5 protein-coding genes are annotated in these 12613 nt (G+C 38.7%); 3 read left to right on the top strand and 2 right to left on the bottom strand.

Annotated elements, in window-relative coordinates; all coding sequences use genetic code 11:
• Positions 1-99: 99 nt before the first annotated feature.
• From PLA12_12800 to PLA12_12790, 3 genes are all read left to right on the top strand, one after another.
• Positions 100-1677, top strand: coding sequence for a hypothetical protein (locus tag PLA12_12800; GenBank protein ID HOQ33373.1), 1578 nt, complete (start codon positions 100-102; stop codon positions 1675-1677).
• 338 nt (positions 1678-2015) lie between these two features.
• Positions 2016-2942 (top strand): DUF1559 domain-containing protein, encoded by a 927-nt coding sequence (locus tag PLA12_12795; GenBank protein HOQ33372.1) that lies wholly within the window; start codon positions 2016-2018, stop codon positions 2940-2942.
• 66 nt (positions 2943-3008) lie between these two features.
• On the top strand, positions 3009-4418 hold the full coding sequence (locus PLA12_12790; GenBank protein ID HOQ33371.1) for a sulfatase: 1410 nt from the start codon (positions 3009-3011) through the stop codon (positions 4416-4418).
• 105 nt (positions 4419-4523) lie between these two features.
• Here the strand turns inward: PLA12_12790 and PLA12_12785 are convergent, their stop codons facing one another.
• Entirely contained in the window at positions 4524-9266 is a 4743-nt protein-coding gene (locus tag PLA12_12785; protein HOQ33370.1) for an immunoglobulin domain-containing protein, read from the bottom strand.
• A gap of 206 nt (positions 9267-9472) precedes the next feature.
• A complete protein-coding gene (locus PLA12_12780) occupies positions 9473-12409 on the bottom strand; it encodes a hypothetical protein (protein HOQ33369.1) in 2937 nt (978 codons plus the stop codon).
• Between the last annotated feature and the right edge of the window lie 204 nt (positions 12410-12613).

Here is a 12613-nt window from a genome sequence, read left to right as displayed (position 1 = left end):
CATTTATCAAACTATTTTCTTATTTTACCAAATAACAAAATTAAACCGCAACCAAAATAAGTTATTATATCAATATCTAAAAATATTAAAGGGAAAAAAATGAATCTATCTCGTAGAGAGTTTATTAAACTTTCATCTATAGGCATTATTTTATCTTCAACCCATTCTTTTTCCATAAACGATTTGGATAAAGAACATCGCAAATATCATGTGTCTATTTCTATTGATGCATTAGAACATGAGCCTGAACTATTTGATATATTCAAAAATTCCGGTGTATCGGCAGTATGGATAGGTAGTTTTTTCTATGGATATTGGCACTCTACTCCAGAAATTATAAAAGAATGGAAGAAAAAATTTGAATCAGCGGGAATTTCTGCTTATGTTATTAATGTTCCCCTCGGACACCCCGGGGATTCATTAGGGAGTTATTCCGGTGATGTTCCATTAACACCTCCAACGCGATGGAAACCCGGTGTGGATTATAATGGAAAACTTTTTGCGGGAACTTCGCTCCATGAACCTGCTACAGAAGAAAATGTTCTTGCATTGAAATCTTTGAAAGAAGTAGGCGTTACAAAGGTATTTCTCGATGATGATTTTCGTTTAGCACAAAGCCCCGGTAAGATTGGTGGTTGTTTTTGTGAAGAACATAAGAAAAAATTTTTAAATCAATATGGATACAATGACGCTGATTGGGAAAATCTGCTCGATTCCATTCAAAAACGAAGTCTATCTAAAATCCTAAAAAACTGGATTGAGTTTACTTGTGATGATTTAACCGTTTGCTTTAAAACAATGGAAACAAAAGTACCTGAAATTGAATTGGGTATCATGGTCATGTACATGGGAAGCGAAAAGGCAGGCATCCGATTAAGTGATTATAAAAATAACTTATTCCGTGTAGGGGAACTAATGTTTGATAATAACAGTTTTGGAACGGTCAAAGGGAAATGCAATGAATTATTTAGTGTTTTATTTCACCGTCGTTTTACTTCACCGGAAAAGGCTTTCAGCGAAACAACCGCATTCCCTGCAGATAAATTATCCGCCAAAAATATGTGTGCTAAATTAGTCATCTCAACTATTGCCGATGTTCGGAATACAATGTTCATGAGTGGAATTCAACACTTTCCCAAAACCCATTGGGAAGTTTTGCCCTCAGCGATGGGAAAGCAGGCAAAACTCCATGCGGAAATTGCTTCTCATTCTTTAAAAGGTCCTTTCAAACACTATTGGGGAATGAGAAGCCGATATGTAAGTGATGATAATCCATATAGTCTTTGGCTCGCTTTAGGAATTCCGTTCGAGGTAGTAGAAGAAATTCCAAATGAAGGTTGGATTTTTGTATCAGATTACGACATTGACGAAGTGAGAACAAAAAATATAAAAACAAACTTAGTAACTCGAAAGAAAGAAGAAGGATTTATATTTGTTCCAGAAACTTTGGAATCATTGTTCAAGTTTAAGCAAATAATAATTTCTCAACTAAAAGATATTCCATATATATTGGATGAAAAACCTGTCACCTGTGCGTGGTATCCTTCTGCTAAAAAAATTTTAATATGGAACTTATCAGAGAGTAGAGAAAATTTCACACTAATTAGAGGGAATAAAAAAATAGATTTTGATTTAGAGTGTTTAGATGCTACGCTACTATCTGATCTATCGGATTAATTTTTATCTTGCTGTTATGACACAAATCACATCATTGCTTAATTAAGATTGCAAACACTCTTTATTCTTATTATCATTTTCACTTAAAAAGTTATGCATTCCCCTATTTGCTTCCCCTTTATATTATAAATGATATTAAATACTTACATTTCTCTTTATATGTTATATGTGTTTTAATAATTCCCAAATAAAAACTTTTTTTACTAATGATTAATTCTTTTTATTTTTATTTATTATAAATTTTTATGCTTGACATAATAATAATATTGTGATATTATAGTATTTGGTAATCGTTTTACCATGATTTAATCAACAAAAAACAAGAAGGAGTTAATATTATGAACAAAAAAGGTTTTACTTTAATTGAACTTCTTGTCGTTATTGCCATCATTGGCATCCTTGCGGCAATTTTATTGCCAGCATTGGCTCGGGCTCGTGAAGCAGCGCGTCGTTCCAGCTGTCAGAACAATCTAAAACAATGGGGTTTGGTCTTAAAAATGTATTCAAATGAGGCTAAAGGAGAACGATTCCCAAGACTATGTGCCTATTATGGAGACCTTGTTGACTGCGATACCCCGGGATTTCCAATTACACATACAAACAGATTAAGGATTGCCGTAGGACCATACATCCCATCTATCTTCCCCGAATATCTAACGGATCCAAACATTACATTATGCCCATCCGATGCAGAAGCCAAACCCGGTGACTTAACAAATCCTATCACAAATCAATCGGAGTTTTATCTGGCGTGTAATAACATGGAAAGGGGTATGTTCCGCATTGATACGAGTTATGCCTATTTAGGGTATGTTTTAGACCGTTGTGAAGATACAGATGATTTATTAAATTTGGGTCTGTTTGACCCTGAATATGCACCATATAATGGTCCTGCTCAATTTGTTTTGCTTGCAGCAAGGTTATATTCATATCAAGAACCCGATATTCCGAAAGGATCTGATGAAGACCAAAATGTTGGTGCTCCAAACGGCAATGCGGGAACAGCAACCGTGTATCGTCTCCGCGAAGGTATTGAACGGTTTCTAATCACGGATATAAACAATCCTGCGGCAAATGCTCAAGCTCAGAGTTCCGTATTCATCATGTTTGATTTGGTTGCCACAGCACCCGAAGGCTTTAATCATATTCCCGGTGGTTGCAATGTATTATATATGGACGGTCATGTGGAATTTGTTCGCTATCCAGGAAAAGCCCCAGTAAATACAGGTTTTGCCTATGTAACCACAGCCGTTGGATTTTCATAATCGTTATTTGATATAAATATCACAAATATTAAAAATTAAACATAGAAATAATTTCATTACTGAAGAATGGATAGAAGAGATTTTATAAAAAGGGCAGCGTTAGCATTGCTAACCTGCCCTACTGCTTATGCTTCACCAACGAAGCAGGTTAAGGTAAAAAGAACCTCAAAGGATAAAAGCCCACAGAACTTTATTCTCATCTTGATGGACGACATGGGTTATGGGGACTTATCCTGTTATGGGAATACTTCATATTCCACACCTAATCTCGACCAGATGGCAAAGGAAGGGATTCGTTTCACTGATTTTTATGCTTGCGCACCTGTATGCACTCCAACGAGAGCATCTGTAATGACAGGTTGTTATGCACAGCGAGTTGGTTTGCCTCGTGTTCTCGGAAACAAAGCACAAACAGGAATTAACCCCAATGAACTAACTTTACCAGAGGTATTAAAAGGTGTGGGATATAACACCGCTTGCTACGGTAAGTGGCATTTAGGACATCTACCACCGTTCCTACCAACCAATCATGGCTTTGATGAATATTATGGAATCCCCTATTCTAATGATATGGGTCCAGACGAAGATGAACCTAATGCACCACCACTACCATTAATAGAAAATTTAAAAGTAATTGAAACAAATCCTGACCAGTCAAAATTAACAACAGAATACACAGAAAGAGCCGTTAATTTTATCAAGAAAAATAAAGATAACAAATTCTTTTTATATTTGCCTCACACAATGGTGCATGTGCCTATCTATGTATCAAAAAAGTTTGAGGGGAAATCAGGGGCAGGGTTATATGGTGATACCGTTTTAGAGATTGACTGGTCTGTCGGAGAAATATTGAATACACTTAAAGAGACTGGACTTTGCGATAATACTTTGGTTGTATTTACCTCTGATAATGGACCTTGGCTGATTTATGGAAACCATGGAGGAAGTGCAGGTCCTTTACGCTGTGGCAAAGGAACCACTTTTGAGGGAGGGATGCGTGTACCCTGCATTGCATGGTCTCCACAATTTATTCCTTCAGGAAAAATTTGTAATGAGGTAAGTGCTACTTTTGATTTCTATCCTACATTCACCAAACTTGCTAATGCAGACTACCCTAAAACGGTCTTCCGTGATGGAAAGAATATATGGAATTTGATGGTAAAACCGGAGACAAATTCTCCTCATTCTTTCTTTTTGTATTACCTTCATGATGAATTACAAGCCATCCGCCAAGGCAGATGGAAACTTCATCTTCCACATAAGTATCAAAATCTTGATTTCCCGGGGAATGATGGAAAACGAGGAAAATATAAAGAAGAAAAAATTGATTTATCTCTATTCGATTTACAAAACGATATTTCAGAACAGACAAACCTTGCAGACGAATATCCCAAATTGGTAGAACGATTGAAAAATATCGCTCTTCGTTATGATAAAGATTTAAAAGCAAATATTCGCTCCTGCGGAAAAGCGTAAATTTCTATCTTAATAAAAATTGTATATTAAATCATTTTGTAATTTTAAAAACTTAACGGGCTATTGGAAATCCAATAGCCCGTTAATTCTATTTTCCAAGATTATTTATTTGCGCAACCACGCCTTTTTACGAACAAGCGTAATAGTCCCAATTATAGAGGACATAAGAACCATTATAAACAATCCTGTATTTGTACTTGCCGGTATGCCTTTCTCTACATTCAATGTCGCCGTCCTTGATGTTATGGTATCATTCTGTCCTGTCACAGAACTGCCACTATCTTGAACCACAACATAGTATTGACCGGAATCCTCCATCTCCGCCGGATCAAGCACTAACACAGGTCCTATAGCTCCCGGTATTACTTCCCATGCCTTGCCATTGCCAACATTCCGATACCAAGTATAGGTCTTGTCGCCCAAGCCGCCATTCACCTGTACAAACATCTCCACCCGTTCTCCCGCTGTGGCTCTATATTCAGGCAATAGGTCTTGTGCGAAAGACAAATGTGAACCTACTTCTATATTGGCTTTACGAGATTGATATACCATCGGCACATCATCTGTTACTTCTAAGTAATACTTGTATGTGCCAACTGTCAATGAGGCTGTATTCACCTCTATTGCTAATGTATTCACCGCCACTACTTCCGTTCCGCCTGCAGGTAAGTCGCGTTTCCATTCATAATAAACCGGCGGCAATCCTCCTACAAAGCCTGCTGTTAACCAGAACGATGGATCATCTATATACAACGACTCATCTTCGGGCTGTAAGGTAAATATTACCTCACTGCTCGCCACTCGCAATAACGCCGGGTCAGATGTAAGTGTCGTATTTAGACCAGTAACCGTAGAGGGCTGGTCTGATACATATACCAGGTATTGATTCCCATCATAGGTCTCATCTACATTGGCTAACAATAGAGTATCATCATTCACTCCTAATGAGCCTACGCCTACCTGCCACCAATCGTAATTATACGGCTCAAAGCCTCCAACTACTTCTACCTGGAATATAGCATCCTGACCAGCATATAGATTCAAACTCTGCGGTTGCGTCACTATTTGCGGTGGGTCTGCTACTTTCACATTGGCTACGCGTGATGTCACATTGGGATTCAATCCGCCACTGGAATCGCTTACGATAACATAGTAATTGCCTATGTCCGTACTATCTGCAGAACCTAAATCAAGTACATTTTGTCCTTCAACAGGACCTAATATACTTTCTGTTCCCTTGAACCATTCATAGTAGAACGGCGGTTGTCCACCCGTTACATTTGCAACTAACTGTACCGGCGATTCACCTGTATACGCACGGACATCGGCAGGTCCCTGAACATTGATAAAGTTTGTTATTGACAACTTAGCTTCTCGAGATGTTCCACTCTGTGGTGTCCCACTATCTGTTACAACACAACGATAATAGGAATTCTGCAATCCGGATAGATGAGCACCTTCCGCAATTTGAATACCAAGCGTTGGTTCATCCGCTCCGGACACAATTGAACTGGCATGCAATGGATGCGGGCCATTGGATAACGGTGTCCACGGACCCGCCTGGTCTGTCGCATACTGCCATTCATAATTCAATAGAAGTAAACCGCCTGTAGTTTGAACTGTAAACTGGGCTTGATTACCAACATTTTCAGTTACATCAGCAGGGTGTTCTGTACTCACCACAAGATTTTCATATACATTTAACACACCCGCATTTGCTGGGTATGCATCTGGGTCAGGTCCACTGTCTACCGCTATACAACGATATTGTCCTGTATCCGCAGTAACTGCGTTCGATAATGTAAATACGGAATTACCAGCACCACTTACAATTGACACCCTACCACCTAAATCACCATCATTCAGTTCTTGATAACCACTTCCAGTATCCCTCTGCCAGACAAAGGTATATGGTGTTGTTCCACCAGAAGCAGTAACTGTTACACTATAATTTGAACCTGCATATATATTTACGGGACTTGGAGTTGGATCAGTAATTATAAATGGATTTGTGACCGTAAGTGTAGCATTTTGCGTATCCTCTGTAGATGGCGCACCACGATTCTCGGAGTCTGTAACCCTACACATATATTGGCCCGCATCTGCCAAATCTAAATTAGATATGGTTACAGTGGATGTAGCACCATTATTAACTATAGTTACAGGAGAACCAGAACCAGAAGGATGATCACCTTCATCTAACGGCAAACCATTCCAATACCACTGGAAGGTATACGGAGGATAGCCTCCACCAGCCGTCGTACTAAATGAAGCCGTTCCTGCTGTATTACGATGTATACTCTGCGGTTGTGAATCAATTCTAACCACAGGCTGGACATCCAAACTTGAAGGTCCTGCAAATACAGTTTGTCCACCACCTGAGATATTAATTGCAGTACCATAATAATTACCAATCATCGTTTGGTCGAGATTAGGGATATTTACAGGATTCGAACCCGAACTAACAGGATCCAAATCGCCACTTCTATCTATATACCACTGATATAGATAATTAGAACCCGGACCACCGATAAATTTGAAACTGTAAATGACATTTTCACCTATGTATTTTCTTACTGGCGTTGTTAGGTCTACAACAGTCCGCATCACATTGGGGTTAATAGTAATTGTCTTCGTACCTGAAATTACCTGATTGGGCGGAGGCGGCGTATCGTTCGGGTCTGTTACAACACAACGATATTGCCCATCTTCATTACCGAGTATTGCATATTCTACTGTCAATTGATTGGTCGTTGCTCCACTTATAACTGTTGTTACAGGGGTATTATTGGGACCATCTGAACCATTTACATTCCTTGGATAACTACCATCAGAAACATTTACCCATGAACCACCCTTGAAAATCTGCCATTGATATTGATACGGAGGTCCATATCCTCCACTGGCATTAACTGTCATACGGAATGAACGACCAAAACCGATGTAACCATCGGTCAAATTGTCTGCAGTTGGACTGCTAAAATCATCTTCACTAAACGGATTATCTCTCGGTGGATCAAACTCCTGGATTGAAATAGGAGTAACTGACAATGGGTCGGGCCAGACATCTATATAATTAGTTTTTGTTTCTGTATCCTCTCCATATTGAGAGATTACCCTCAAAGATACCGTGTATAAACCAACGGAATTATATGTCCATTGTGGATTTGTAGCAGTAGTGTAATGAGCATCCCAATTACTGTCCCCATCGAAATCCCAATACCAATCGGTTATTTGGGTGGTATTCCCTGGCAATTGGTCTGGAATAGATAAATCTGTGAATGTGACTGTCAATGGATATTGTCCTTGTGTGGGTGCAGCCGAAAAATCTGCAACCGGAGGAGTATGAACTACAATATAATTTGTCTTCGTTTCATTGTCATTTCCTTCTGCTGTCTGGACGGTCAGGGATACTGTATATCTACCAGCGGTATTATATTGATGACTTGGGTTTTGCTGACCACTCGTCCCACTGTCACCAAAGTTCCACGACCATGTTGTTTCTGACCATAAACCGAAAGTATCTGACAAATCTGTAAACTGGACAGATTGTCCAGCCAATATTTCTAAAGGTGTTGCAGAGAAATCTGCTATAGGTGTTGCCACATTTTCATACGCACCCATATCCACAGCAGAACCATTCTTTCTCTGGAAGTTTCGAATATCTACCCGACCTGCTACCAATGGTGGTTGAACAAGAGCATCTGCCCCTGCATCTAAACAAGGGGATATTGGTGACGGGAATGTAACAGTTAGGCGGAAGTCATTGTTACCCGGGTTACGGAATAACGGGTCTACATTAATGTTGCCTACACCTCCACCACCGTATGCCCCTTGAACATCGCAATACTGAACATCCGCTGACCAAGCAAACCCTATTCCAGGGCGGAAGTTTCGAATATGCGGATTAGCGGGCATAACGGAGTTCCATAAAATGTTATTATAAATTTTAGGGAAATTTACACCACAACCACTGTTTATAATTGTATTTGCGTTATACAACATCGGCCCACTTAAATTCGCAGAGACATTATTATAAAAGGTACAGTTTACAATATAGGCTTCGCAACCTATTTCCGCATTAGCAGAGTTTATACCATTGTTAAAAATCCCTGCACCTCCACGAATAGGAGAAACACCTGTGTCCACTGCTTCATTGCAGGTATTACCACGGAAAACACAATCGTGAATTAACGCATTTGCTTTATAATTAGTAGAACCAATTGTTCCGGAAAGATTTGCAATAGCACCTCCTGCCGTCGCGGCTACATTGTCATAAAAAACACAATTTCCTATTCTCGGGGAAGAGAGCCAGTTATATATTCCAGCACCTCGCCATGTATGATAATCACCCGCTACACCAACAGCACGACCACCCCGGATATGGAATCCATCAATTACCACATCGGCACTCGGACCAGTTCCTGTACCTATAACAACTACATGATATGCATTTGCACCACCTCTTGAGGTCCTACCATCAATTGTCGTTACATACTGTGAAGGCCGTCTTTGGTCTCGAGAAGTTTCTGTCCCTTTAAAACCACCGTAAAGATGAACATTTTCTTCTAAAACTAACGAGCCTTCTACGCTCGCAGGAGAACCCCATGTTAAAGTTCGCAACTCATCATAATTACCTTGTGCCACCCAAACTTCTACAGGATTACCCGGAGAAGCTTGGGCGTTAGCAGTATCTATTCCTTCTTGAATAGTTCGAAACGCCTTAGCCCAAGAACTACCATCCGGACTTGGGTCTGTACTTGCTTTGTTTACATATACTACAGCAGAGGCGTAGTTTGTAAGCAAGCACAAAATTACTAAAGACCACATTAATTTGTTTTTCAACATATACTGTCTCCTCATAATGTTTTTATTACAGATTAAAACAAATTTATTTAATATTTCACTTTTCTTTCATTTTATGATAATATTTTGTCTTTACTAAATTATAACATGTAAACTAATTAAAATCAAGAATATTTAATATATAAATAGTGGGCTGAAATTTATTCAACCCACTATACCATCTGCTATACTATTCTCAACAATATTTTTTATGGTTGAGTCCCCGGGCAATAACCATCTTCGCCACCTTCGCAGGGATAATAACCACCTGAATTGAAGAATTGTATCAGACGGAGCAATTCACTCAAAGATATTACCCAGTCTTGTGGATTGTAGTCAGAAGCATGTGGATTACAAGAATGGTCTCCCGGTCCCGGCGCATAACCATCCTCACTTCCTGCGTCACAATGATATTCTCCAAAGTTAAAGAACTGAATAACACGCAATAGTTCACTAAGATTAATCTGTCCATCTCCATTCTGGTCAGCATTGTGTGGAGGTATTTCACCTTCAACAGTTCCTTCGGGTGTGCCTTCGGGAGTTCCTTCACCTTCAACAGTCCCTTCGGGAGTTCCTTCACCTTCAGGAGGAATTTGAATAAAGATAACACCGATTGTTCTATTTCTATCCATAGGAACGGTTATTTCGGGTTGATCAATATTTGCAATTCCTTCTGTATCACCTGTCCATGCACCAAACATCCAGCCATTTGCAGGTATAGCACGAACTACCTGAGTTTGACCTTCCAGATATAGATATTGCTGTCCCGCATTAGGTGAGGTCGTCCCTTGTCCTTCAGTAATATTTATTAATAGTGTATACCATACCTGAGGACCAAATTTCGCTATTAGTTGCAGGTTATCAGTTATATTTGTCTCAAAAACAAGGTCTGTTGAAATTAATGTATCACCTGAATACCAGCCTTTGAATATCTGTCCTGTATTAGGAACTGCTGTTAATTGAATCGGGAAATTATTAGCTAATGGATACACATCTGGAATTAAAGGCTCATCTGTTGCTCCTAATACCACAACACCATCTCCTTGTATCTGAAAATCAAAATTCCAGCCTTCATCTTCAAAATGTGCCACCATATTATAATGACTATCAATATTCACGGTAGAACTGAACCAGTAAATCCATGTTGTTTCTGGATTACTTAATGGATTCTTTACTAATTCCCATCCACCGAAATAATTATCTACTGCAGGTTGAGCAAATAAACTTAATTGTTTACCGGTAATATAACAATATGTTCCCGGTACAGGGTCTGTATCTCCTGTTCCTGTTCCGGCAGTAGTAATATTCACATTCCAATCACACGGTTCAAATACAGCAATTATCGAGAGACTTTCCTCAACTTGAAGTATCAATAAATCATCTGTTCCCAAAATTATATTGTTGTCAGTTATCCAGTATTTTAACGTCCATCCCGGGTCAGGATATGCGATATAGTTCAACCATTCACCACCCATATATCCATATACACCCGGAACTGGATTTGTTGTCCCACTGCCCTGAGTGCTTAACTCTATCGTGTATACAGGGTCTGTAAAGCGTGCTTCAAGATTTCGGTCAGAAGTTACCTGGAAATTATAAAATGGATAACTATTTACTAATTCGTCATTTTCATACCAACCTGCAAAGGCTTTTCCAGCATTAGGAATAGCATTATAGAATGCCCATTGACCATCAAGGTAATAATATGTTCCTGGTGCAGGGTCAGTTGTTCCCGGTCCATTCACAGTTATTACTACTGTGTGGTCTGTTTGAAGGAAATTTGCCGTTATTACTTTATCTGCATCCATTAAAATCTGGATAGGATTATCCTGAGGATTGGCTTGACCTATATCACCACTCCAACTATTAAATACCCATCCTTCATCAGGTGTAGCAGTAATAACAGCTACAGCACCGTCACTGTACTGATGCACACCAGGAACAGGATCGGTTGTTCCTGAACCATTGACATTTATTGTTAAACTATAGGTTGGAATTTCAACAAAAATAGCACGAATTGTCTTATCTTCTGTAATTTCTACATTGATAGGATTATCTGTTCCTAAATTATTGTTATTACCATCTTCCCAGTGGTCAAATACATATCCACCACCTGGAAACGCCGAGATACTTACAACCGATCCTATACTATATTGATATGTCCCTGCGAAAGGAGATGTATAGCCACTGCCTATAACTTCAATTGTTAATTGATAGCACTGATTTGAGAATATAGCACCGACTACCTTATTACTATCCATCACTATATTAGCAAAAGGAGAATAACCAAAAGATTGAGCATCTCCTGTCCAGCCACCGAAACATGAACCTGGGTCGGGTAATGCATATAAAAATGCTGATTGATTTTCCTTAAACGAATAATCACCATCGCCATCATAAAATGGAGTAACAATCCCCGTACCTGTACTTGATGGGTCAACAGCAAATGTTAATATGTATGTTCCGGGGACAAAAACAGCCTTTAATAAAGTATCTTTTTGAACACCACTTAAATAATAATTGTAACTATCTGTTAATAATACATAGTCTCCGACACCATCATCCCAAATTTCCCAGTGGTCAAAAGCATAACCACTATTTGCTTGAGGAAATGCAGCAATAGGGAAGTCACTACCAAGTTCTACTGTATTTGCACCTTCTCCCGGTAAGACATTTCCAATCCCTTCAACATTTATCGTAATGGTCACATTGCAAACACCATAACGGTCTACCCAACCATTAGGAGCAACTTTCTCCTCTAATTGGTCAACTAAATAACAAAGTTCTGTTGGAACAGGATTGAAACTAATATCAATATAATCACCATCTCCAATGCCTTCATTATCTACAAGGTAACCAAAGTTCTCTATATTATTATCACTCAAATCAACATAATTTAATGCTGTATAGTTTAATAATGGACTTATATCTGAAATATTGTTATAACTTAAAATTAACGACTCCAAAGTTCCTGAAGGAGCACCGATATCACTTAACCCCGAAATATCATTAATCTGATTATTTGAAGCATTTAATGCTACCAGATTCGGCATGATTTGTATACCAAAAAGGTTTGTTAGTGAATTTTCACTTACATCCAATCCAGATAAAGAATCAAAAGTAGATACATCTTTTATTGTAAACATTGAAGGACCAATATTATTGCCAGGTAATTGAGCAATTGTTAAATTTTGGAGGCCTGAAAGTGCATTGATATTTGTAATATTTATGTTAGCTATTGCAATGAATAAATAATATTTATCAAAAGATTTTCTATCTTTATTTTTTTAATCTCTACATATACATTCAATAATTTTTGACGGAAAGCACCAAATACCGGGAAGAGGATC

The sequence above is a fragment of the Candidatus Hydrogenedens sp. genome, from assembly GCA_035378955.1.
Classification (GTDB): Bacteria; Hydrogenedentota; Hydrogenedentia; order Hydrogenedentales; family Hydrogenedentaceae; genus Hydrogenedens.
The sequence above is the reverse complement of the archived record's forward strand: the minus strand, read 5'-3'. Positions and strand labels throughout refer to the sequence as shown.